The following is a 22,708-nucleotide window of genomic DNA, read 5'->3' as shown; positions in this document are numbered from 1 at the left end:
GCGCCCGAGGCGCCCGTCCGGGGCGGCCGTTCCGCTCCCAGCTCCGGTCAGGGGTGCAGCGGCAGGGTCGAGGCCGTCCCCGTCACGAGGGAGACGACGTCGGCGGCGAGCCCGTACAGACCCCACGCGACCACGAGGACGAACAGCACCCGGCCGGCCACGGTGACGGCGTGACCTCGCCAGAACCGAAGGGCTGTCTCGGACCGGCTGACGCCGAACGCCACCGCGACCGGCACGGCGACGAGCACGAGCGTGAGGTTCAGGACGAGCGCGCCGGCACCGACCACCAGCCACACCGGGGCGCTGCGTGCCCAGCCGCGGGGCGACTCGATGACGGTCGGTGCGAGCAGCCCGAACAGGGCCGGGATGAGGATGAACGACACGACGGCGAGCCACACCGGGCGCAGCACCGTGTAGTCGAACGACGGATGGTCGTGCACGAAGAACGAGCCGCCGATGCTGCCGGTGAAGAGAGCGAACAGCAGTGGCCTGGCCCGCCCGGACGACGGCAGAACCCGGCGGACCCAGAGGTAGACCAGCCCGGCGATCGCGCCGAGGGCGATGGTGGTGACGAACAGCTGCATGGTGCCGCCGAGGGAGATCTGGCCCACCGGCTGGACGTCGTCCGTCATCCGACCGCGGACCGACGGCGGTGACGTCAGGGTCAGGACGCGCATGAGCAGCCGGCCCAGCACACCACCGACGAGCAGACCCACGAGCCCGCCGCCCACCGCACCCGCGGCGATGGTGCGCCAGAACGCCGGAGCCGACGGCCGCGTGCCTACCGGACGGCGTCCCTCGGACCTGTCCTTGACCAACGACACGCGTGCCTCCCTTGCGCCGATCCCGATGCCTCAGCGCGAGAAGCATGCCCGTGCGCGCACCAGGTGTCAGCGGAATAGCGCGGCTTTGGTCACCCGAGCGCGACCAAGCCCGGCAGCAGGGCACCGGCGCCGGCGCCTACGCCGCCGCCGAAGAGGCAGGTGCCGTGACGGCCGCCGCCCTGGCGTACCTCCCGCGTTCGGCATCGGTGTTCCTTCCCGGTGTGCACCGCGCCGTCGCCCACAGTGCTTCTCCCGCTACTTCCGCCAGAAGATGTGGTGCGTCACGCCGCTCGGACTCGGCACAACCTCCAGATGAAAACGGTCCGTCAGCTCGTCGGGCGACTCCCACAACCGCACCCCGGAGCCGAACTCGATGTCGGCGACTGCAACGTGCAGGGTGTCGACGAGGTCCGCGGCGAGGAACTCACGAATCGTCGTGGCACCACCACCGAGTCTGACGTCCCGGCCCTGCGCCGCCTCGCGCGCCTCCGCCAGCGCGTCCGCCGGAGAAGCGTCGAGGAAGTGGAAAGTCGTGTCGTTCAGGGTGAAGGAGGGGCGCTCATGGTGGGTGAGCACGAAGACGGGCGTGCGGAACGGCGGGTTGTCGCCCCACCACCCCTGCCATTCGTGGTCCTGCCACGGGCCGCGCTGCGGTCCGAACTTGTTGCGTCCCATGATCTCGGCGCCGATGTTGTGGGAGAAGTCCCGGGTGAAGTAGTCGTCGAGGCCGCGGCTGCCGCCGGGGTCCGTGCGGTTGGGCCAGCTCGCCGTCGCTCCGGCCCACGACATCAGGCCCTGAGGGTCCACATGGCCGAACGGATGCTCGAGGCTCTGAGCCTCGCCGGCCCCGTACCCGTCGCGCGACACGCAGAAGTTCTGAACCTTCAGCAGCTGTCCCATCCGTCTCTCCTCCTTGATCTCGGTCGAACTGTAGAACCACGCCTGCCGAGGCACTCGGCGCTCCGCTCGCTCGAGAGGCTACGGAAACGGTCGGAAGGTTCCCCCGCATTTCGGCCGAGTACCGCCGCTTCCCGAGACCGCATCCGTCCGGGCCGGCCGCGTCATGACGTGCGCGCACTCAGGGCGACGACGCCGCCCTGCGGGTCTGCGATGACGGTGTTCCGGAAGCCGGGCGTGTCGAACGGAGCCAGCACGGCTGTTCCACCCAACGCCAGGGCGTGCTCGGCGACGGCGTCGGCGTCGCGGACGGTGAAGTTCACGCTCCAGTGCTGCGGGGTGGAGACCCCGTCGGCCTCGGTCAGGAGGCCGACGACGTGCCCGCCCAGATGCCACTTGGAGAACGGCGCACCCGGCACGGGGTCGAGCTCCCAGCCGAAGACAGCGCCGTAGAAGCGCCGCGACTCCGCCATGTCGGTGCTGTGCAACGAGCTCATGGCCCAGGTGCCAGGTCCGTCCACGACCTCGGCACCGGCCGACTCGCCGGCCTCCTGGACGCAGAACGGGACGCCGGTAGCGTCCGTCAGGACGGCAGCTCGCCCGTGCGTGCCAGCGCCGGCTGCGGGGGCGGCGAGACATGCACCTCCGGCTGCTTCCGCTCGGCTGATCGCCGACTCGATGTCGTCCACACGGATATGAGTCAGCCATGCTGCCCGCAAGCCCGGAGGCGCTTGACCGACCCCGGCGACGCGGTGCCCGCCCAGGCGTGCGGTGTAGTAGTCGCCGCCGGCGACGGCGCGCGGCGCGGGCACGGCATCGTCGAAGCTCCAGCCGAGCAACGGGCCGTAGAACTCCGTCGCGGCGAGCGGATCCGGCTGCAGCGTGTCCACCCAGCAGGGCGTTCCGGCCAGGTGGCGGAGCCTCTCAATCATCATGCTGTCCTTTCGTTCGTTCCCGGACTCGGCCTGCGCGGGCGAAAGTTGCTCCGAACCTGAACCCGATCCCGATGCCGATCGCCGCCCCGACGACCGCCCCGGTGACGTTCAGGAAGGTGGGTCCCATTCCTTGCAGGATCCCAGCCGACGAAGACCGGGTGGTGCGGCGGGTTCAGTCGCGGCGGAAGCGTGCCCGCATCTCGTCATGGATGACCCGCTTCGTCGCCTCGGCGTCACGCCCCTCCGCGGCGAACCGTTCTCCACTGAGGAGTCCCCGGGCGGCGAGCACGAGGCTCTCCCCCGCCAACGTGAGACCGACCGAGAGATACAAGGTCTGGGCCGAGGCGGGAAGGTCCGTGACCGCGTACGTCGCCAACCGTGCAGCGACACCGACGAGCGCGGTAGCAACCCACACCGCATAGGTGAGAAGGCGGTAGCGGTACCAGAGCACCCCCTCGCGCAGGTAGAAGCGCACGGTCATGGCCCGCAGTCCCCCGAGCACGACCGCGAGGACACCCACCCCTACCAGGCCGTAGAGCTGCCCCACCGTCAGCGCGTCCCCCCGGGCCACCTCCCGCACCCCCAGGGCCAGCAGCACCAGCGGAGGGACCGACAGATCCCTGACGTTGAGCGGTTCGCCGACCGAGCGGCGCACGATGACGTATCCACCCACGACGACGACCACGGCCGCCAGAACAAGAGGATTATCTAGCACGTCCATGCTACAAAAGTAACGGACCGCGGCCGCCGTGGGAAGAGGACGACGGCCATCGCCGTCGTGCGACGCTGACCGGAGGAGAACCGGATGACCACCACCAGCTACGACCTGCCCGTGACCGGGGGGCACCTGCACGTCGAGGAGCGCGGCGAGGGGCCACCCGTGGTCCTCCTGCACGGAGGCGCGCTCGACCACCGCATGTGGGCCGATCAGCTTGCGGTCCTGGCAGCGGCGGGATACCGCGTCGTCGCGCCTGACGCCCGCGGCCATGGTCAGTCCTCGACCCCGACCGCACCGTTCCGGCAGTGCGACGACGTGGCGGCCCTCGTGCGACACCTGGACCAGGGGCCGGTCGTCGTCGTCGGCCTCTCGATGGGAGGGGGCGCCGCCGTCGACGCCGTCCTGGAACATCCCCACCTGGTCCGGGCGGTGGTCACCGTCGGCAGTGGGACCAACGAGACCACCTTCGCCGACCCCTTCGCCCTCGAGGTCTTCGCCACCTGGCAGCAGGCGCAGGCCGAGCACGACATGCAGTCGTGGGTCGACGCCTTCCTGCGCCTGGTACACGGCCCCCACCGGACGCTGCAGGACATGGACCCCGCCGCGGTCGGGCAGTTGCGAGACATGGCGGTCAGCACCCTCACCACGCACGTCCGGCCGGACGCAGTGGCCCCGCACCACGTCGCCGGGTCCTGGGACCGGCTCGGCGAGATCACCGTGCCGGTCCTGACGGTCCTCGGCGAGCTCGACGTCTCCGACCACCTGGAGATGGGACGCCGCCTCGTCGCCGGAGTGAACGACGGCCGGGAGGCACAGGTGGCGGGCGCCGCGCACTACCCGCCCATGGAGCGGCCGGACGCGTTCAACCGAGTGCTGCTGACCTTCCTCGACAACCTGGCGACATAGCGTCGACCGAGCAGGGCGACGCCGCCTCTCAGGTGAGCGACTCCAGGTGCCGGCGCAGCACCTCGCGCGCCGTGGCGGCACTGATACCGGGCGGTCGGATGGTCGCGATCGTCAGTCCGTCGAGGAGAGACGCCAGACGCTCGGTCTCGACCACCGGGTCTTCGACGCGAAGCAGACCACGCCTCTGCGCACCAGCAAGCACGTGCCCGACTACCGTCCGGATACCCGAGCCGGCCTTCCGCGCCACCTCGGCGAGCACCGGGCGTGTGCGCGTGGCCGCGACGAAGGCGAGCCACACGTCGGCCTCGAGGCGACGGTGCTCGTTCACGGGGAGAAGTTCCGCCAGGATCTCCTCGACCGTCGCGAGGTCCACGTCCAGCTCCGCGATGGACTCGAGGCGTCGGCGCAACCGGTCCGTGACACGGTCGGCCAGCTCCTGCATCGCGAAGAGCAGGACGGCGTCGTGGTTCGGGAAGTAGTTGCGCACAGACCCGATCGCCAGGTTCGCCTCCTCGGCGATCGCACCGAACGAGGCACCCTCGACCCCCCTGGCACCGACGACCCGGAGCACTGCCTCCCCGACCTCGCGACGGCGCGCGGCCGGGTCGACGAGCTTGGGCATCGGCCCATTACAGCAGCAGGAACGGGTTCTAGCACGGCTTTGCCACAACCTGGCACGGGTGAAGTCCGGCTCCACAGACAAGAGATAGAACGAGGACCACTGCTGAGGGTCGCCGCTCGGGCCGGCGTCGGGCTACGGCCTGGCGGGGCGGCCGCCTCCCTCGTAGCGTGGCTGGGGACCAAGGAGGCTCGAGGGAGCGCGAGCGGTCGGGGGTGAGGGGCGCGCGATGCCGGAACCGAGTGACCTGGCGCGGGCCGAGGAGTTCGAGGAGCTCCGGCCGCTGCTGTTCTCCATCGCCTATCGCATCCTCGGCAGCGTGAGCGAGGCCGAGGACGTCGTCCAGGAGGCGTGGTTGCGCTATGCGGCGGCCGGCACGCGCCCTGACTCGCCGAAGGCGTTCCTGTCGACCGTCGTCACCCGGGTCTCGATCAACGTCCTCCGGTCGGCCCGCGTGCGGCGGGAGCAGTACGTCGGAGAGTGGTACCCCGAGCCGCTCCTGGACGATCCCTACCAGGACCCCGAGCGCGTGGCGGAGCTGTCCGAGTCGGTGTCTATGGCAGCCCTGCTGCTCCTCGAGCGACTCGGCCCGCTGGAGCGGGCCGTGTTCGTGCTCCGGGAGGTGTTCGGGTTCGGGTTCTCCGAGATCGCCGAGATGGTGGGCCGCTCGGAGGCGGCGTGCCGTCAGCTGGCGGTGCGGGCGCGGCGGCACATGGACGACGGGCACGCCCGGTTCGACGCCGACCGACGTGCGCATCAGCGGCTGGCGACGCGCTTCTTCGCCGCGCTCAGCGAGGGCGACCTGGACGGGCTGCGGGACCTGCTCGCCGCCGACGTCCGCCTCGGCGCCGACAGCGGCGGCAAGGCGCCGAGCCTGCCGCGCACGGTCGTCGGAGCGGAGAAGGCCGCCCGGCTGCTGATCTCGGTCTGGCCGCAGCTCGTGCGGATCGGCCTCACCCTCGAGGTGCGCGACATCAACGGACAGCCCGGCGCGCTCGTCCGCGACGGGACGGGCAAGGTCCTGAGCGTCATGGTGCTCGACGTCGTCGACGGACGAGTGCAGGTGGTGCGCTCCGTGATCAATCCCGAGAAGCTCGCACACCTCGGTGCGGTGGCGAACGCCTGGTCGGTTCACGAGGCCTACCTCGGGAAGCGCGAGTAGCGGGCTCGACCGTCCGCCGTCGCGCACGGTGCCGATGTCACAGGGGCCGGGCCTGTCTTGTCCTAAGGGATGACCCCTTACCGGAACCGTCTCGGAGGACGACACCATGACCACATCTCCCGTCCGCACCCGCACGCCTGCGCACGTCGGACCCGACCCCGGGAGGTACACGCTCCTGACCGTGGCCTGCGTCGCGGCCGCCACCGCGGCGAACCTCGGACTCTTTGCCGTCGGACGAGCCACCGACGCGGCGCTCAGGGTGGACCCGGGCGTCGGTGCGCCCAACCACCCGGTCATCGTCGGCGACGTCGCGTGGAAGACAGCCGTTCCGCTCGCGCTCGGAGCCCTCGTACTCGCCCTGATCGCCCGCCGGTCGCGCCGTTGGACGACTGTGGTGACCATCGCCGGCGCCGCCGTCGCCGCGGTCAGCATCCCGTTCGTCTTCACCGGGTCGCACGACACCGTGACCGGTGTGCTGCTCTCCGGCATGCACACGATCACAGGATTGGCGTACGTCGTGATCGGGTTACGAGCACGGATGTCGGCCGCCGCGTGAGGACAGCCGCGGGGGGCCGGTCGGGTGACCGGGCTCCCGCGGCGGTTCCACGTGCTCGCCGCTCCCCTGACCCAGGTACCGTCGGCCTTGTGACCGCCGAGCCCGCTGCCGCTCTCGAGGTGCACGCGTGGCTCGACGTCGCCTGCCCGTGGTGCTGGATCGCCAAGCGCCGCTTCGAGGCCGCCGTCGCCGAGTACGGCGGCGCGGTGGACCTGACGTACCACTCCTTCGAGCTGGCCCCGGACCTGCCTGCCGACCACGTCGGCCAGCAGGTCGACTACCTCAGGCGTCAGTATCCAGGGCGATCCGACCGCGAGCTGGAGCAGATGATGCGCCTGGTCACCACGACAGGTGCTCAGCTGGGCCTGGAGTACCACTTCGACCGGGTCCGCCACACCAGCACCTTCCGCGCCCATCAGCTGCTCCATCACGCCCGCGCGCAAGGCCGGCAGAGCGAGGTGCTCGACGCCCTGTTCAGGGCCTACTTCGCGCAGGGCCAGGACGTCCGCGACCTCGAGCTCCTCGCCGGCGTCGCCGCGAACGCGGGCCTGGACCGGGCGCAGGCTCGAGAGGCCGTGGCGTCCGGCCGGCACGCCGACGCCGTCCGCGCGGACCGGGAGCTGGCTCGCACGTACGGCGTCACGCGCATCCCCACGTACGTCGTCGCCGGACAGCCGCCGATCCACGGTGCCAAGAAGCCCCGGTTCTTCGTCGACGCGCTGCACCGGGCGGCGGAGGAGGCCGAGCTCGACCAGGGGCTCGGTGCCTGAGCTCACGGCGGCGAACGAGGGGTGTCTCCAGGCGCGCAGGCGGCCGCGGATCAGACAAGCCGGTGCTCGTCGTCTCGGCTCGTGCGGTGGGTGGCCACCGGGGTCTTCGCCCGGCGGCGTGCACCGATCATCCGGGCGACGTAGGCCGCGTCACGGCCCACGCCCGGCAGCACCATGGAGCCGAAGGCGTACTGGAACGCGAGGCCGCAGAAGTACAGGCCCGGGACCGACTCGACGACGCCGCGGTGCTCCACCGGCCAGCCGTCCTCCATCGGGAGCGGCGCGCCGACCCAGTCGAGGTCCCGGCGGAACCCGGTGGCCCAGATGACGTTGGCGACGTCGAGCACCCGGCCGTCGGCAAGGACCGGCCTGCCGTCGGAGGAGACGTCGGTGACCTTCTCCTGGAGACGGTCGACGCCGCGCTCGGCGAGGTGGTGCGGCTTCACCCTGGTGGTCGGGCCGCCCGCGTGCCGCACCTTCTGCATCTCCTTGCGGCCCATGGGCGTGCGGCGGGTCAGGACGTGCTTCCACATGAAGATGATGACAGGGAGCGCCATCTTGAACCGGCGGGTGTTCCACTCCAGCGGGATGTTGCCGCGGTCGGGTCCCACCAGGATCGTGGGTCGGTCGGCCCCCACCTCGAAGGCGATGTCGTAGCCGGAGTGGGAGGCGCCGACCACCAGGGTGGTCCCGGGCTGGAGCTGGGCCGGGTTCTTGTACTCCGCGGAGTGCAGCTGCCGGATCGCCGGGTCGAGGCGTTCCGCCAGCTCCGGCACCCGGGGCACACGCCCGAACGACCCGGTGGCGAGGACGACGTTCTCGCACTCGACGACGTCGGCACCGAGGTGTGCGACGAAGCCGAAGCCACCGCCGTCGCGCGCCTCCAGGTGCTCGACCCTGGTCCGGAGCCGGACCGGCAGATCGAACTCGGCGGCGTACGCCTGGAGGAAGTCGGCGACCTCGTCCTTGCCCGGGAAGTGCCACGGGTCACCGGTGAACGGCATGCCGGGCAGCCCGTCGTACTTCACGGGCGAGTAGAGCTTCAACGAGTCGTAGTGGCAGCGCCAGTTGTCGCCGATGCGCACGTTGGCGTCGACGATGAGGAACTCCCGGCCCTGGCGCTGCAGGTGGTAGCCGGTGGCAAGACCGGCCTGGCCGGCCCCGATGATCAGCGTCTCGACGTGCTGGGTGGACATGACAGCCTCCTGAGGTGACGTCTCGCCGTGGCGACGGGTGCCAGGAGAATCCCGACGGATGCGACGACCTCGGCGAGGTCGCCGGCTCGTCCGTCGCTTCCCGACGTCGCCATGTCACCGACAGTAGGAGCGCTGTGACGGTCCCCGCGTCGGGCGAAATGCCCATCGCGCCTGAGGGCGCTATGGGTAGCGATACCCATCCCCCGCTACCCGATGCCTGCACGCGCGGCATAGGCCGCGGCCTCGGCCCGCGAGCGGAGCCCCAGCTTGCGCAGGATGCTGCTCACGTGGTGCCCGACGGTGCGCGGGCTGAGGAAGAGCCTCCGCGCGATGTCGGGATTGGTCAGGCCCTCGGCGAGCAGGATGAGCACGTCGCGCTCGCGCGCGGAGAGCGTCTCCGTGGTGCGCGGGCCCGGCGGCGGCGTGACGCCCAGCGACCTGAGGAGTGCGGCCGCCTCCCCCGTTAGGTGGCGGGCTCCGAGCTGCTGCAGCCGAGCGTGGGCGGAGCGGGCCCGGCCGGCCGCTGCTTCCGGGTCGCCGTGCTGGAACAGCCGAGCAAGGTCGAGCTCGGTCAGGGCGGCCTCGAACGGCAGCTCCAGCCTCGTGAACGCCTCGAGCGCGAGGCCCAGCTGCTGCCGGGCCGACGCGAGGTCGCCCTGCGCCGCCGCGACGAGCCCCGCCGCCCGCGCCCGCAGACCCGCGGCTCTCGGGTACGCGGGTGCGGCCCCGGCGACGCCGAGGAGACCCACGAGCCGTGCGGCCTCCTCGAGCCGGCCCGAGGCCACCTCGGCCTCGACGACGGCCGCCACCAGCTCCGGGTGGTCCGGCTGCTCGGGCGTGCGGAGCGCGATCTCCCCGCGCAGCACCTCCCGCGCCTCCGCCGGCCAGCCCAGGTCGAGCAGACAGGCGGCGCGGACGAGGGTCCCGGCAGCGGTGGGGTCCGCGGCGTCGAGCAGCTCGAGTGCGGCCTTGGGGTTACCCTGCCGCTGCCGAAGCGTCGCCAGCGCACACAGTGCCTCGGTGCGTGGGCCGCGCCCGGTGTCGGTCGACATGGCCAGCGCCTGGCCGAGCTCGTGCTCGGCCTTCCGCCAGTGCCCGGAGGCGACCAGCACCTGTCCGTAGTGGGTCCGGCAGCGCGCCTGGAGGAACGGGCACCCGTAGGTCTCCATGAACCGGTCCGCCGCACGACACCACTCGGTGGCGCGCTGCAGGTCGTCGACCATGCTGCACGCGGCGAGCATGTCGCAGCTCGACCACACCACCACCTCGAGCATCCGCCGCGGCTGCGCGAGGGTGGCGGCCATCGCCTCGTCGAGCATAGCCATGCCACGCTCGACCGCTCCGGAGGTCACGTGCCACAGGCCCAGGTCCGCGAGCGCCATCGTGGCCAGGTCCGGGTCGGACAGGGTCCTGGCGGTCGCGGCCGCCTCCTCGAGGAGCCGCAGCCCCTCGCTCCGGTCGGTGGCGACATATCCCGACATGAGCGTGACCCACCCGAGGACGGCGTCGTCGTCGCTCATCGTGGCGAGGTGACGTGCCCGGGCGAGCCACCCCTGCGCGGCAGCTGCGTTGTCGAAGTTCGTGAGGTACCAGATGCCCAGGTGCACGCCCGTCATGGCCGCGTCGCCGAACCTCTCGGCCTCCTTGTAGCCGGCGAACGCCTGCTCCGCGTGGTCCCGTGCGCGGGCGGTCTCCCCCAGCCACCAGCAGGCCCGCGACAGACCGCGGTGGGCGTCCGCGGTCCCGTCCCGCGTCACCAGCGCGGCGTAGGCGTCCCGCGCCGCCGCCCACCGGCCGTGGTCGGCAAGAGCGGCGGCGTCCTCAATGCTGGGCGACGGCGCCACACCGACATCTTCGCGCGGTATGCGGGCCGGCGAATAGGTCACCTGACCGATGTGCACCCACGAGCGGGCGACGAGGCTGGGCTTCGACAGTCACGGAAGGTGATCCCTATGACCGAGACCTTCGACCTCAGCCTCGAGCAGGCGCACGCCTACGAGGACCTCTTCGTGCCGGCGCTGTTCGCGCAGTGGGTGCCCGTCCTGCTGCGCACCGCCGGCGTGGGTCCGGGGCAGCACGTGCTCGACGTCGCCTGCGGCACCGGCGTCGTCGCCCGGCAGGCCGCCGCGCTCGTGGGCCCGTCGGGCCACCTGAGCGGTGTGGACCTGAACCCGGCGATGATCGAGGTGGCGCGCGAGCGGGCGTCCGCCGTCGACTGGCGGGTCGGCGACGCGGCCGAGCTGCCGTACGACGACGGGTCGTTCGACGCCGTCCTGTGCCAGTCGGCGTTGTTCTTCTTCCCCGACCCCGCCCGGGCGATCGGCGAGATGGCCCGGGTCGGGCGTCCGGGCGGCGTCGTCGCGCTCCAGACCTACGCGGGCCTGGACGAGCAGCCCGCGTACGGCCCGTTCGTCCGAGCCGTCGTGCGTCATGCCGGCGAGGACGCGCGCGCATACCTGGGTACCTACTGGTCCCGCGGCGACTTCTCGGAGCTACGCACGCTGCTGGAGGGTGCGGGCCTGGAGCCCGCGCTGCCGGAGAACGTGCTCGGGGTGGTCAGGTTCCCGTCGATGGACGCGTTCGTGCACACCGAGATCCAGGGCACCCCGCTGGCCGGCCGGATCGACGAGCCGACGTTCCGCGCGATCGCGCAGGATGTGCGAGCGACGCTCCGGACCTTCGAGGACGCCGACGGCGGCGTCAGGCTGCCGATCCGCGCACGGTTCGTCGCCGGGCGCAGGCGAGTGACATCGGCCCGCTGACGAGAGGGACGGGAGCCGCGCTTCACCACCTGGCCACGCCGCCCTGTGCCACGAGCTCCGCGGTCGAGGCGGAGCGCTCGAGGTCGAGCAGGAGCTGCTTGGTCTCCACGCCACCGACGTAACCGGTCAGCGCACCGTCGGCGCCGACGACCCGGTGGCACGGCACCAAGATCGCGACCGGGTTGCGGCCGTTCGCGGCTCCGACCGCCCGGACGGCGCGCGGCCCGAGCCCGAGCTCGTGGGCGATCTGCCCGTAGGTGCGGGTCTGGCCGTACGGGATCCGCATGAGTGCCCGCCACACCTCCTGCTGGAACGCGGTGCCACGCGGCCGCACCGGAACCGTGAACGCCCGGCGGGTGCCGGCGAAGTACTCCGTGAGCTCACGTGCGGCGGGCAGGAGCGAGATGACATCCCACTCGCCGAGGCCCTCCGGGGCGACCGCGCGCCGGTCGGTCGGCAGGTGCACGGCGGTCAGGACGCCGTCGTCGTCCTGGACGAGCGTGAGCGTGCCGACGGGCGAGCTGATCCTCGCGTGTCTCATGGTGGTCCTCCCTTGCGTCGTCGTGGGGTAGACGCCGGGGCGAACGCGAGCGTGAGGTCGGGCACCGCTCGAGCACGTCCGACGCGCAACCCCGACCGACGTCCCGTCGCGACAGGTAAGCGACTGCGCCGTCTCCGCCGAGGGGTGACGTCAGGTATCTGCCCGCCGGCACCAGGACGAACCTGCTGACCGGCGAGACCGCCGGGGGTGGCTGGTGCACCGGGCGGCACGACTTCTCCTCGCTGCCGCTGTGGGTGCGCGAGGGCGCCGTGCAGGTCACCGGGCCGGACGCCGACCGGCCACGAATATGACTAAGCGGACAACCCGCTGATCACTGTCTACTCCGGCGCTGCCGACCGCACGGTGGCCGTCACCCACGCAAGACGGGTGTGGTCACCACCTTAGGTCACGCGCTGCACCGACGTCGTCGGTATCTTCCCCAACGTCACCGCCTGGACCGCCTCGTCGGCGCAGTCGTGATCGAGGCCCACGAAGAGTGGCAGGTCGTCGATCGCCGCCACCTCTCCGAGGCACCCATGGCTAAGCTCTGCCGCCCGGGGCCCACCGCAATCACCAGGGCGCACTCTGACGAGGAGGTCGACGCACCCGCCCTGAAGACGGCATAGCCAACCCAGCGGAGCCGCTCGCGCAGCAGGCTTACCGCTACACCTCTCCACGGGGCTTAATCAGCGGCCTCCTAACCATCCCGCGCCGCTCTCGAACTCTGCCGCTCTCGGGGCAGACGGAAGCATGGAGAGGAGGTGCCGCGAGCGCTCTCGGGCATGAATCTCTGGACGAAGCTAGCCCCGACGCGTTCCCCTAGAATCACGGGATGACCGGAAACGCCGACGAGTCCGCCGTGCGCAATCGCGTACATGGTTATGTAAGGCGGGCGCTTCTCCTTCGTCAGATCCACAGCAACAAGGGTAGTAGCGCGCAGCGCCGGGGACGCAACTATGTAATCGTTACAGTTGTTGTGGCGGCCGTCGTCAGTGTAATCGGGTTCATGGGCCCGGACAGGCTCGCGGGTTCAATGTCAAGAATTTGGCCTGTAGAAGCGACGACGATCGGCGACCTTTACAATTTGGCCGTCCTCGCGATCTTAGTTGTCACCTTACTCGGGCTTGTGTATCGATTCGACGAGCGAAGTAATCGGCACTACCGCTCGATCGAGGTATTGACCGAGTTCATTCGTGACATCGAGGACCTTGTCGCGTTGAGCGCCGCCGGAGCGAGGCTTCTAACTGAAGACGATCTCACAGCTACCAGGGAGCGGTACAAGGGAATCCTCGCCGCCTTACCCCCAAGCAGCGACCGCGAATATCTCCGAGCTAAGAAGAGTGCTACGGGAAAGAGAGAGAAGGCGAGAGACGCTGAAAGGATCGCCGGGGAAGCCCCTGCACGGTGGGACGACATGACGTCCAAGTCTCCTATCGAACCAGCCCTCGGAAGCCAATTGGCTGGCATAGTTTTGCAGCAGCCTTGGCTTGGCGTGTTAACGGTAGTTAGGAACGTCCTTGGTGAGAGCGCCTGGGTCACTGGTGGTTTCGTCCGAGAAGCGGCCTGGGATCACGTTCATGGCTTCGTGATACCCACGGCTTGGAGCGATGTGGACATTGTCTACTTCGACCCTGACCGCAAGACGGAAGATGACGAACACCGCCTTGAGGCAAAGCTGCAAATTGTGAGTGCCAACGTGAAGTGGTCCGTGAAGAACCAGGCCCGAATGCACAAAGTCGCCGGTGACGCCCCCTACGAGTCCCTGGAAGCGGCCGTGCGCCGCTTCCCAGAAACTGCGACGGCGATTGCCTGCCGCCTGGGTCGGGACAATCGCATCAAATTGCTTGCCCCCCATGGCCTTCGCGATCTCTTTGATCTGAAAGTGCGCAGAACTCCTGGTTTCGATCTCGACCGGTTCCGTCGAAGGGTTAGTCAGAAGCGCTGGAAATCCATATGGACAAGGCTAGAAATCGAGCAACTTAGGGATGAATTAGCGAAGGACGACGAGCCGGGCCGTTAGGGCTCCCTCGTTCCGAGGATAGCCCTGACTCGGCAGAAGAATCGAGGCGCAGCGTCGCGACAGGGCCGCCTACGGTATTGCGATCAAAGACGAGAGGCCTAGGGCAAGGTGGTAAGCGCCGGCTCGCTGAGCACGCCATGAGCATCCGGTGCAACCAGCGCGAGGATGGGCGATCCCGGAGTTGGTCGACCAGTTGGACCTTTACCTGCCATCGGGCGCTCCTGATTGACGGAAACGGGCAAGGTCAGTCACCGAGGCCGACAGCTGCCAGGGCTGGACCTACAGGTACCTGTCGGCGACGGTTGAAAGGTAGGCCAGTTTCGGTGGTCGAAATGTTGGCCACGTTGTTGTGTGGTTAGTGTGCCTGGTTCTCCGCGGTGGCGGAGGGCAGTGTCTCGATCTCGGTGTGCCGGAGTCGGTAGCTGGCGCCTTTGAGGGTGATGACTTCGGCGTGGTGGACGATGCGGTCGATCATCGCGGCGGCGACGGCCTGGTCGCCGAAGACCTCGCCCCAGCGGGAGAAGGGCAGGTTGGAGGTCAGGATGATCGAGGCGTGCTCGTAGCGGGAGGCGACGAGCTGGAAGAAGAGGTTCGCGGCCTCTGCCTCGAATGGGAGGTAGCCGACCTCGTCGATGACGAGCAGGCCGTAGCGGCGTAGCCGGCGTAGCTCGGTGGGGAGCTTGCCGATGGCGTGGGCGGCGGACAGGCGGGTGACCCAGCCGGTGGCGGTGTCGAAGAGCACGCGGGTGCCGTGCTCGGCGGCGGTGATGCCCAGGGCGGTGGCGAGGTGCGTCTTGCCGGTACCGGGTGGTCCGAGCAGGACGATGTTGCCGGCCTCGGCCAGGTAGGCCCCGGCCGCGAGGCGGTGGATCTGGCCACGGTCGGCGGCTATCTGGTGGTCGAAGTTGAAGTCGGTGAGGGTCTTGCGGGCCGGGAAGCCGGCGGCGCGGGTGCGGATGTTGGCTCCGGAGGCCTCGCGGGCGGCGACCTCGCGGGCCAGGACGGCGGCGAGGTAGTCCTCGTGGGTCCAGGCCTCCGCTCGGGCCTGTTCGGCCAGCTTCGCGGCGGCGTCGCGGATCCGGGGCGCCTTCAGCGCCCGGGTGTAGTACTCGAGGTCCTTGGCGCTCTCCTGCGCGGTCGTGGGCATCAGGCCACCTGCCCGTCCAGGCCGGTGACACCGAACGCGGTGTCGTAGTCCGACAGGTCCCGCACCAGGTCGTCCTCGGTCCCGGTGAGTGGGCCGGTGGCCTGGAAGCGCTGGCGCAGGATCCTTGCGGTGGCGACATGGGCAGGATCGGTGATCGTGACGGCCCGCGCCCAGGAGCGGATGTGGTCGGCGACGACCTGCCCCTCGCACGTGACCACGATGCGCTCGAGGTCCAGGGTGACCTCGACCAGGCGGCCGATCACGGCCGGGTCGACGGAGTAGTCGTTGGTGCCGGCACGCACGTAGTAGTCCCGCCCGAGCCGGCTCACCCATTGCGCCCCGACCTGCGGGGCCAGCGGCGGCAGGGGCAGCATCGCCGCCCGGTCCGCGGCCACTAGATCGACTGGGCGAGCAGCCAGGGCACGCACGGTCCGGGCGTTGGCGCGCGGCAGCCACGCGCCGAGCTGGGCGTTGAAGTCCGCCGGCGAGGTGAAGTCGCGCCCCGGGAGGAAGGACGTCTCCAGGTACTGGTTCGCCCGCTCGACGATGCCCTTGGTCTCAGGGTCGTACGGGCGGGCCTGGACCAGCCGGGTCGCCAACGTCCCGCAGAAGTTCGCGACTCCCTGAGCGAGGTGGCCACCGCGACCGATGCCGGCCTCGTTGTCCCACAGCAACGTCCGCGGGACAGCACCGAGGTGGGAGCTGAGCAGGTGCCACATCCCGGCGAGCAGGTCCCCGGTCGTGCGTGAGGGCAGCATCATCGCTGCCAGGAACCGCGAGTTCGACGCGGCCATGACCAGCACCGGCAACGACGCCTCCTGCCCAGCACCGACCGGCACACTGACCGGAGGGAACCACAGGTCGCACTGCACCTGCTCCCCAGGCGCATGGGCCAGCCGGTCGGCCGGGTCCACCGGCAGGTACCGCGGCCGCAGACGCGCGACGTTCTCCCGGAACCAGGTCACCGACCCGGACCAGCCCACCCGCTCAGCGATCACCGTCGCCGGCATCCGCGGGTGCCTGGCCAGCAGCACCAGCACCGCCGGCTCCACCGCCAACCACGCCGATCCCGTCACCGGCGGCCGCGGCTTGTACCTCGGCGGACACTCAGACCTGATCGCCCGCGCCACCGTCTCCCGGGCCAGTCCGAGCTCCTCAGCGATCCTCCGCTGAGACAGCCCCTCCGCCTGGTGCAGATGCCGAATCCGTGCCCAGTCCTCCACAGTCATCACCTGTCCGATACTGCTCAGGTGGCCTAACTTTCGACCGTCGTTCCCGGCCTACTTTTCAACCGTCGCTGTCAGTACCGGGCACGGTGGAGTTCACGAGAGGCCGGCGGCACCCACGTAGCGCCGCGCCACGAGTCCAGACGGCGAACGTGAGCGCTCCAGGTCGAGCAGGAACCGCTTGCTCTCGACACCGCCGGCGTAGGCGGTCAGCGCACTTCTGCGACGCACTCGCCCCGCCAGTACCACTCGTGCGCCGGGGCATCAACGGGTCGAACATGCTCTGGACCCCCGGGAACGGCGTCACTCCCATCCAATTGAAGGGGCGCCGGGATCGCGTCGAGCAGCGGCGCCATGACCTCCGCCTCGGGCTCGGCCGAGCCGGTGTAACTGGGATGACGGCTCAGGCGCGCTTGCCCTGCTCGCCGGGGAACGGGTCAACGGAGGGGACCTCCTTGTTGCCCACGAAGGTGCCGAGCGCCGGCGGCGCGTTGGCCAACAAGTCGCGGGAGGTCCGCATGACCTACGCCGTGTGCTCGGTCTGGGGGCGGCGCGGGGGCGGCGGGAACTCCGGGGTGGTCTCTGCCGCGACAGGTGGCCCCATGCCGCCCCCGAGGGTCAGCCGGCGACGCCGGTGGACGCGACGATCCCGAGTGGGACGGTGAGGCCGTACGCGTGGGTGGCGTGGTCGACGTCGGCCGCGGTGCACCCGGCCGCGCCCCGCACCGTCCATCGCTCTCCCTCCACGCGTACGCCGCGCATCCGCGACAGATCGACCACCAGACCGTCGTCCACGCTGCCGAGCCCGGGGCCGTGGTGGCCTCCGTCGCGAATGGCGACCGGCAGCCGCTCCCCGCGGGTTTACTCGACGGCGGCAACCACACCGGCCGCGTCCAGCACTGCGCCATGAGGAGCGGGGCAGCCGTTCAACCCCTGCGGGACTCACTCCCGCACATCGTGCGATCACCGGCGTCGGTGGCGAGCCGGCAGTTGCCGCCGTCCCGCCGGTGCCGGCGGACGCTCGTTTTCGCACGCAAACGACAAACTGGAGCACCGTTAGCGCTCCGGCCGAAATAGCGTATTTCACACCCGGATCTCGTCGAGATCCGGTGAGAGCCGTCCCACGGCGAAGGCATTGCACCTTTCGGTCGTGTCCGTAAGGATGGGTCGCACTCAGTTTCCTACGGAAGGCGATCAGCGATGATCAGCACACGCAAGAAACGCCAACCCGCCTATCTGCTGGCCTCCTTCGCGGCCATCGGGGCGCTCGTGGGGGCCGTATCCATGGCACCGGCCCACGCCGAACCGTCGGCGGGATCGGACGCCGCACCTGCGGCGTCCGCGTCACCCGACAGCGAGCCGACGGCATGGGACGTCGCGCACTCCGAGATCTCGGCATCGAAGATCACGGTCGGTTCCGCCGACTCGGGCTGGATGCCCGATGGTACCTACCGGATGTTCGCGGTCACTAACTCCGTCCCGGACGCTCGACTCGTCGAGATCGACGTCCACGAGCAGAAGGTGATCAACTCCTACGTGCTGTCCGGCAGCCGTGGCTCCTGGGGCACGACGATCGCCCCTGACGGGACCGTCTGGGTGGCCTCCAACACCCAGGGCGTGCTCTGGGAGCTCCCCTTCGGCGCCGAGGAGCCGACCGCCCATCCGCGCCCGACCCCCGACAGCAGCTTCCTCTGGGAGGTCGAGGTCGACGAGGGCGGCAACGTCTACGTCGGGACCTACGAGGGCTACGCCGATCCGGCCGTCCCCGGCCGTCTGGCCAAGTTCGGCACGGACGACGAGTGGACCGTCTACGACGGCTTCCGTGAGGACTCCCACTACGTGCGTGCCGTCGGGGTCCTGGGTGACAAGGTCTACGCCGGCACCGGCTCCGTCGACGGCCAGCTCTGGGAGGTCGACCCCGAGACCGGCGACCGCGTGGAGATCCCGCTGCCGGACGCGGTCGGCGAGTGCACTTTCGTCTACGGCGTGGATCCGGTCGGTGACAAGCTGGCGGTCCGACTCCAGAAGTGCACCGACGGCACCAGCGACGTCGGCTACTTCTACGACCCGGCGACCGGTGAGTGGTCCGACTGGTCGATCCCTGTCTACCCGAGCGCCATCTCGCAGCCCGACGCGGACGGCACCGTCTACGTCGCCTCCAGCAACGTGATCAACGCGCTCGATCCCACCACAGGTGAGATCACCCCGCTCTCGGGCTCGGGCACGAGCGGGAGCAAGGATGTCGAGCTGTTCGTCAACCCGGCCAACGACGCGAAGACCGTGATCTCGATCAGCATGCGCGGCAAGGTCATCCTGCACGACGTCGACGCCGGCACCTACGAGACGTTCACCCCGGACGGCCTCACCGGCGACACCGGGCAGACCGCGCGCACAGCCATCGCGGGACCCGACGGCAACTACCACGTCAGCCTTCGCCGGGCCGGCGGGCTCGGCACGTTCGACCTGAGCACGGGCGACTGGGGGTACGAGCCCGGTCTCGGGCAGGCGCAGGGCATGGGCGAGCACGACGGAAAGATCTACATCGGCATCTACCCGACGGCGCACGTGATGGTCTACGACCCGGCCCAGCCGTGGTCGGCCGACAACCCGACGTCGCTCTTCCGGCTCAGCGACGAGGGCCAGGACCGGCCGTTCGCGTTCACCTCGGCCGGCGACCAGGTTGCCATCGGCACCATCGCCGGGTACGGCGAGCTCACCGGTGCACTCACGTTCTACGACCCGGCCACGGGCGAGCGCGTCCTGCACAAGCCGTTCGAGGACCGTGGCATCGGCGCGCTCACCTATCACGACGGCGTCGTGTACGGCGGGACGATGATCTACGGCGGCGGCGGTTCCACGCCGGTCCACCAGGAAGGCACTGTCTTCGCGTGGGACGTCGCGACCGAGACCGTGCTGTGGGAGAGCAGCCCGTTGCCGGGCGAGACCGGGATCGGTGCGATCACGGTGGATGACGACGGACGCCTCTTCGCAGCCAGCGTCGGCAAGGTGGTCGAGATCGATCCGGCGACCGGCAACGCACTGCAGTCCAACACGTTGACCGACACGCCGTCCGACGCACTGTCGGGTTCGTGGCACATCAGCGACCTGACCTGGAACGCGGTCGAGCAGGCGCTCTACCTCTCCACGCGCACCGAGATCGTCCGCGTCTCCCCGAGCACGCTGGCCGACATCACCCCGGCCCCGACCGCCGGTGAGCTGCTCCGCGTGGCCGAGGACGGCACCAACTACTGGATGAACGGACGCGTCGTCCACACCGGCACCTTGCCGGCGCTGGAGCCGACCGTCGTCGACGGGGTCGACGTCGTCGTGGACGAGCAGGAGGGGACGGTCACGATCCCCGAGGTCCAGGGCGTGACGTTCCTGCGCGACGGCGAGGTGCTCCCCGCCGGCGAGTACTCGACACCAGGCGAGTGGACAGTGGTCGCCAATCCCGACGAGGGCTACCGCCTCGACGGACAGCGGGTGTGGTCGTTCGAGCTCGTCGAGGCGGAGGCCGAGGTCGTGCTCAACGAGATCATGCCCGGCGGGCAGAGCATGATCGAGCTATACAACGCCGGGGACGGCAGCGCCGACCTGAGCGGTTGGGCCCTCGCCAACTCCAACGGTCCGGCCGTGACGTACACCTTCGGGGACGCCGTGCTGGCGCCGGGTGAGCTACTCCTCCTGGAGCAGGACGAGTCGGGCATCCACCTCGTGGGCAACGACGAGGTGCGCCTCGTCGATCCCGAGGGCGCGCTGGTCGATTCGTACTCCTGGCAGGGCGTTCCCGGCGCGGGGTCCTTCAGCCGCTGCGGCCAGGGGCTCGTCCCCGTGGGAGTGGCGACGCCGGGCCAGGAGAACGCCTGCACCGGCTAGCGGCAACCTGCACCGGCTAGCGAGAAGTCGAGCCGACAACGCGAAGGAGCCGGGTGTACTCACCCGGCTCCTTCGCGATGCAGCGGGAACGTCCTGCCCTTCCGCCGGACGCGCGACCCCGCGTCTGCGGCTACCGGATGGGAGAGCCGCCGTCGACCGGGATGGTGTGGCCGTGGATGAACGAGGCGTCGTCGCTCGCCAGGAAGACGACGGCGCGCGCAACCTCCAGGGGCTCGCCGTATCGGCCGGCCGGCGCCTGCATCGTCAGGTCGTAGAACGGGAAGTCGGGCGTGATCTCGGCTCCCTCGAAGGCAGCGGTCTTGATGACTCCGGGCCCGATCCCGACCGCCCGGATGCCCTTGTGGCCGTAGTCGTACGCGATCTGCTTGGTGAGCCCGATGACGCCGTGCTTGGCCGTGGTGTACTCGGCCCCGACCTCGCTGGCGACGACGCCGGACGCCGAGGAGACGTTGATGACGACGCCGCTCCCCCGCTCGAGCATGTGCGGTAGCACCGCCTTCGTGGCGAGGAAGACGCCCTTGAGATCGACGTCCATGATGCGCTCCCACTGGCTGGTCTCGATCTCGAGCAGCGGCAAGTAGGCGCCGAAGACTCCGGCGTTGTTCACCAGGACGTCGATCCGGCCGTAGGCGTCGAGCGCGGCGCTCACCATCGCGGCGACGGAGCTCTCGTCGACGACGTCCGCCTCGACACCGGTGGCGTCGCCACCTGCGTCGCGGATCTGGGTCACGGTGGCGTTGGCTCGCTCGAGGGAGAGGTCGGCGACGACGACCTTCGCCCCCTCCTTCGCGAGCTCGACGCTCATCGCCTGGCCCAGGCTGGAGCCGGCCTGCTCCGCGCCGTGTCCGCCTCCGGTAACGAGTACCACCTTGTCCTTGAGACCACGCATTGTGGAGTCTCCTCTCTCGGTCGATCTCACGTGCTTCCGTATTACGGACAAGGTGGGAGCGTTATCGAATATTCCGGCATGGTCCTTGGCCGGCATGACCCTCGACCGGAGAGGCCGCCCGACTCGGCGCCGTACCTAGCAGCCGCGCGGACACGCTGAGGGGCACCTGGGCACCGGGCACCTGGGCACCTGGGCACCTGGGCACCTGGGCACCGGGCACCTGGGCACCTGGGCAGGGACACCGGGGACACCGGGATACCGACCGTCATGGCGGTATGGGTGCGGACCGAAACCCGGGATAGATCTCGTCACGGGCGGAACTCTCGCGACGGCCGAGGGATCCGCCCGGATGGCGACCATCATCGCGAGATGCCCCGCGTGGCGGGTTTCGGACACACCGCAACAACCCGTCGATACGGCGTCAACCAGCCGAAACAGCCGCCGAGGGCGAGAGGCCCGACGACCGCGCGGCGCTGGACTCAGGCCAGCCGGTGGTAGAGCTCCGCGGTCACCTCGTGCAGGAGCGGCTCACCGGCGGCGTACCGCCGGACCTCCTCGACGACGGCCGCACCCTGGGCGTGCCGCGCCTCGACCGTGCCACCGGCCACGTGCGGCGCGAGGATGACGTTCGGCAGCCCGAACAGCGGGCTGTCCGCCGGCAGCGGCTCGTCGTCGAAGACGTCGAGGCCGGCACGCAGCCGCCCGGAGACGAGCTCCGCCGTCAGCGCAGCCTCGTCGATCAGGGCCGAGCGTGCGGTGTTGAGGACGATCGCACCGTCGGGCAGCAGCGCGAGGCGTCGGGCGTCGACGATGTGCCGGGTCTCCGGCGTCGACGGCGCATGGACGGCGAAGACGTCCGACTCCCGGCACACGTCGTCGAGGTCGCGCAGCTCGACGCCGTGCTCGGCCGCCGCCGAACGGTCCCAGTACGGATCGGCGGCGGCGATCCGCGTGGCGCCGAGCCCACGGATCCGCGACACGTACTCGAGCCCGGTCCGGCTCAGCCCGAGGATGCCGTGGCGCGCCGCGGGCAGGGCGTGCCCGAGCGTCCCGTGACCGGCCCGGTGCCAGTCCCGGGTCGCCTGCATGCGGCGGTCGTGGGTGTGGAGGTTGCGCAGCAGCGCCAGCTCCATGGTCACCGCCATCTCCGCCACCGCGGGTGCCATGGCGGCAGACCCGCACTGCGTCACGCGGACGCCGTTGCGGAAGGAGTCGGGCTGCAGCAGGCCGCGGACCGACCCCGCGGCGTGGGCGACGAGGCCGAGCCGGCCGCCGGTGAGGACGTCGTCCTCGAACGGGCGCGTGCTCCACGACGTCACGAGGACGTCGAAGTCGTCGGCGACGCCGTGCGGGACCTCGACGACCTCCTCGCCACCGCCGAAGGTGACCTCACCGATCCGGTGCAGCGCGCTGCGGGACTCGGGTGCGAACAGCGTCTCGAACTCGTCCGCTCGGATCGCGACGAAGGTGGCCGGGCGGACGGACATGACGCTCCAGTGGGTTGGTCGGTATTGCGGCATGACCGTATGAGGTGCAGTGCTCCGCGTCAAGCAGCCGAATCCGTGGACCCTTGTTGACCTTGGCGGAACGGGTGGGTATGTTTCGGACCGGCCCGTAACACCAGCACAGGGCACCCCGAGGAA

General features: G+C 70.2%; 20 protein-coding genes and 1 pseudogene. 8 read left to right on the top strand and 13 right to left on the bottom strand.

The genetic code is table 11. From position 1 onward, the window contains the following. Positions 1–47: 47 nt before the first annotated feature. The 4 genes from GD748_RS14805 to GD748_RS14790 form a co-directional block, all read right to left on the bottom strand. On the bottom strand, positions 48–824 hold the full coding sequence (locus tag GD748_RS14805) for a hypothetical protein (protein WP_152195988.1): 777 nt from the start codon (positions 822–824) through the stop codon (positions 48–50). A 255-nt stretch (positions 825–1,079) separates the two neighbouring features. Next, on the bottom strand, positions 1,080–1,724 hold the full coding sequence (locus GD748_RS14800) for a dihydrofolate reductase family protein (protein ID WP_152195987.1): 645 nt from the start codon (positions 1,722–1,724) through the stop codon (positions 1,080–1,082). Between the two features lie 161 nt (positions 1,725–1,885). After that, positions 1,886–2,653, bottom strand: a complete 768-nt coding sequence (locus GD748_RS14795) for a VOC family protein (protein ID WP_152195986.1) — start codon at positions 2,651–2,653, stop codon at positions 1,886–1,888. Positions 2,654–2,828: 175 nt separating this feature from the next. Then, a complete protein-coding gene (locus GD748_RS14790; protein ID WP_152195985.1) occupies positions 2,829–3,377 on the bottom strand; it encodes a DUF1453 domain-containing protein in 549 nt (182 codons plus the stop codon). Between the two features lie 84 nt (positions 3,378–3,461). On the opposite strand from GD748_RS14790, the gene GD748_RS14785 reads away from it, so the two are divergent. Then, positions 3,462–4,280, top strand: coding sequence for an alpha/beta fold hydrolase (locus tag GD748_RS14785; RefSeq protein WP_152195984.1), 819 nt, complete (start codon positions 3,462–3,464; stop codon positions 4,278–4,280). A 28-nt stretch (positions 4,281–4,308) separates the two neighbouring features. On the opposite strand, the gene GD748_RS14780 is transcribed toward GD748_RS14785, so the two are convergent. Beyond that, entirely contained in the window at positions 4,309–4,902 is a 594-nt protein-coding gene (locus GD748_RS14780; RefSeq protein ID WP_152195983.1) for a TetR/AcrR family transcriptional regulator, read from the bottom strand. Positions 4,903–5,146: 244 nt separating this feature from the next. Between GD748_RS14780 and GD748_RS14775 the strand changes: the two genes are divergently transcribed. From GD748_RS14775 to GD748_RS19585, 3 genes are all read left to right on the top strand, one after another. Then, positions 5,147–6,061, top strand: a complete 915-nt coding sequence (locus GD748_RS14775) for an RNA polymerase sigma-70 factor (RefSeq protein WP_152196222.1) — start codon at positions 5,147–5,149, stop codon at positions 6,059–6,061. Positions 6,062–6,167: 106 nt separating this feature from the next. After that, a complete protein-coding gene (locus GD748_RS19590; RefSeq protein ID WP_193312963.1) occupies positions 6,168–6,617 on the top strand; it encodes a DUF6069 family protein in 450 nt (149 codons plus the stop codon). Between the two features lie 89 nt (positions 6,618–6,706). Beyond that, positions 6,707–7,387, top strand: coding sequence for a DsbA family oxidoreductase (locus GD748_RS19585; protein WP_193312962.1), 681 nt, complete (start codon positions 6,707–6,709; stop codon positions 7,385–7,387). Positions 7,388–7,437: 50 nt separating this feature from the next. Here GD748_RS19585 and GD748_RS14765 read toward each other — a convergent pair whose 3' ends face one another. Both GD748_RS14765 and GD748_RS14760 read right to left on the bottom strand, forming a co-directional pair. Continuing rightward, positions 7,438–8,583, bottom strand: coding sequence for a flavin-containing monooxygenase (locus GD748_RS14765; protein WP_152195981.1), 1,146 nt, complete (start codon positions 8,581–8,583; stop codon positions 7,438–7,440). Positions 8,584–8,789: 206 nt separating this feature from the next. After that, on the bottom strand, positions 8,790–10,427 hold the full coding sequence (locus tag GD748_RS14760) for a LuxR C-terminal-related transcriptional regulator (protein ID WP_152195980.1): 1,638 nt from the start codon (positions 10,425–10,427) through the stop codon (positions 8,790–8,792). 108 nt (positions 10,428–10,535) lie between these two features. Between GD748_RS14760 and GD748_RS14755 the strand changes: the two genes are divergently transcribed. Further along, positions 10,536–11,345 carry a class I SAM-dependent methyltransferase gene (locus GD748_RS14755; RefSeq protein WP_152195979.1) on the top strand — a complete coding sequence of 270 codons (810 nt, stop codon included), beginning with the start codon at positions 10,536–10,538 and terminating at the stop codon, positions 11,343–11,345. Between the two features lie 22 nt (positions 11,346–11,367). Here GD748_RS14755 and GD748_RS14750 read toward each other — a convergent pair whose 3' ends face one another. Continuing rightward, positions 11,368–11,886, bottom strand: a complete 519-nt coding sequence (locus GD748_RS14750) for a methylated-DNA--[protein]-cysteine S-methyltransferase (protein ID WP_152195978.1) — start codon at positions 11,884–11,886, stop codon at positions 11,368–11,370. Between the two features lie 405 nt (positions 11,887–12,291). Between GD748_RS14750 and GD748_RS20340 the strand changes: the two are divergent. Both GD748_RS20340 and GD748_RS14745 read left to right on the top strand, forming a co-directional pair. Beyond that, positions 12,292–12,512 (top strand): annotated as a pseudogene (locus tag GD748_RS20340) (transposase); the annotation flags it as partial. A 206-nt stretch (positions 12,513–12,718) separates the two neighbouring features. Next, a complete protein-coding gene (locus tag GD748_RS14745) occupies positions 12,719–13,906 on the top strand; it encodes a nucleotidyltransferase family protein (protein WP_152195977.1) in 1,188 nt (395 codons plus the stop codon). Positions 13,907–14,261: 355 nt separating this feature from the next. Here GD748_RS14745 and istB read toward each other — a convergent pair whose 3' ends face one another. The 3 genes from istB to GD748_RS14730 form a co-directional block, all read right to left on the bottom strand. Then, on the bottom strand, positions 14,262–15,053 hold the full coding sequence (gene istB / locus GD748_RS14740; protein WP_152195976.1) for an IS21-like element helper ATPase IstB: 792 nt from the start codon (positions 15,051–15,053) through the stop codon (positions 14,262–14,264). Continuing rightward, the gene (gene istA, locus GD748_RS14735) at positions 15,053–16,285 is read right to left on the bottom strand and encodes an IS21 family transposase (protein WP_152195975.1); all 1,233 of its coding nucleotides are present in this window, start codon (positions 16,283–16,285) and stop codon (positions 15,053–15,055) included. The genes istB and istA overlap by 1 nt, the downstream gene beginning before the upstream one ends. A gap of 612 nt (positions 16,286–16,897) precedes the next feature. Then, a complete protein-coding gene (locus GD748_RS14730; RefSeq protein ID WP_452176692.1) occupies positions 16,898–17,074 on the bottom strand; it encodes an FAD-binding protein in 177 nt (58 codons plus the stop codon). Positions 17,075–17,479: 405 nt separating this feature from the next. Between GD748_RS14730 and GD748_RS14725 the strand changes: the two genes are divergently transcribed. Further along, positions 17,480–20,155 carry a lamin tail domain-containing protein gene (locus GD748_RS14725; RefSeq protein ID WP_152195973.1) on the top strand — a complete coding sequence of 892 codons (2,676 nt, stop codon included), beginning with the start codon at positions 17,480–17,482 and terminating at the stop codon, positions 20,153–20,155. A gap of 130 nt (positions 20,156–20,285) precedes the next feature. On the opposite strand, the gene GD748_RS14720 is transcribed toward GD748_RS14725, so the two are convergent. Together GD748_RS14720 and GD748_RS14710 are read right to left on the bottom strand one after the other, a co-directional pair. Continuing rightward, entirely contained in the window at positions 20,286–21,065 is a 780-nt protein-coding gene (locus GD748_RS14720; protein WP_152195972.1) for an SDR family NAD(P)-dependent oxidoreductase, read from the bottom strand. 479 nt (positions 21,066–21,544) lie between these two features. Then, positions 21,545–22,552, bottom strand: coding sequence for a hydroxyacid dehydrogenase (locus GD748_RS14710; protein ID WP_193312961.1), 1,008 nt, complete (start codon positions 22,550–22,552; stop codon positions 21,545–21,547). Positions 22,553–22,708: the final 156 nt, after the last annotated feature.

This window comes from Georgenia subflava (genome assembly GCF_009193155.1).
GTDB classification, from domain to species: Bacteria; Actinomycetota; Actinomycetes; order Actinomycetales; family Actinomycetaceae; genus Georgenia; species Georgenia subflava.
The sequence above is the reverse complement of the archived record's forward strand: the minus strand, read 5'-3'. Positions and strand labels throughout refer to the sequence as shown.

Bases quoted from the DNA above. Each gene is read 5' to 3' on its own strand.
- istB (WP_152195976.1), bottom strand. From the start codon at position 15,053: ATGCCCACGACCGCGCAGGAGAGCGCCAAGGACCTCGAGTACTACACC.
- GD748_RS14780 (WP_152195983.1), bottom strand. From the start codon at position 4,902: ATGCCCAAGCTCGTCGACCCGGCCGCGCGCCGTCGCGAGGTCGGGGAG.
- GD748_RS14720 (WP_152195972.1), bottom strand. From the start codon at position 21,065: ATGCGTGGTCTCAAGGACAAGGTGGTACTCGTTACCGGAGGCGGACAC.
- GD748_RS14795 (WP_152195986.1), bottom strand. From the start codon at position 2,653: ATGATTGAGAGGCTCCGCCACCTGGCCGGAACGCCCTGCTGGGTGGAC.
- GD748_RS19590 (WP_193312963.1), top strand. From the start codon at position 6,168: ATGACCACATCTCCCGTCCGCACCCGCACGCCTGCGCACGTCGGACCC.
- GD748_RS14750 (WP_152195978.1), bottom strand. From the start codon at position 11,886: ATGAGACACGCGAGGATCAGCTCGCCCGTCGGCACGCTCACGCTCGTC.
- GD748_RS14710 (WP_193312961.1), bottom strand. From the start codon at position 22,552: ATGTCCGTCCGCCCGGCCACCTTCGTCGCGATCCGAGCGGACGAGTTC.
- GD748_RS14725 (WP_152195973.1), top strand. From the start codon at position 17,480: ATGATCAGCACACGCAAGAAACGCCAACCCGCCTATCTGCTGGCCTCC.
- GD748_RS14800 (WP_152195987.1), bottom strand. From the start codon at position 1,724: ATGGGACAGCTGCTGAAGGTTCAGAACTTCTGCGTGTCGCGCGACGGG.
- GD748_RS14790 (WP_152195985.1), bottom strand. From the start codon at position 3,377: ATGGACGTGCTAGATAATCCTCTTGTTCTGGCGGCCGTGGTCGTCGTC.
- GD748_RS14765 (WP_152195981.1), bottom strand. From the start codon at position 8,583: ATGTCCACCCAGCACGTCGAGACGCTGATCATCGGGGCCGGCCAGGCC.
- GD748_RS14755 (WP_152195979.1), top strand. From the start codon at position 10,536: ATGACCGAGACCTTCGACCTCAGCCTCGAGCAGGCGCACGCCTACGAG.
- GD748_RS14785 (WP_152195984.1), top strand. From the start codon at position 3,462: ATGACCACCACCAGCTACGACCTGCCCGTGACCGGGGGGCACCTGCAC.
- GD748_RS14745 (WP_152195977.1), top strand. From the start codon at position 12,719: ATGACCGGAAACGCCGACGAGTCCGCCGTGCGCAATCGCGTACATGGT.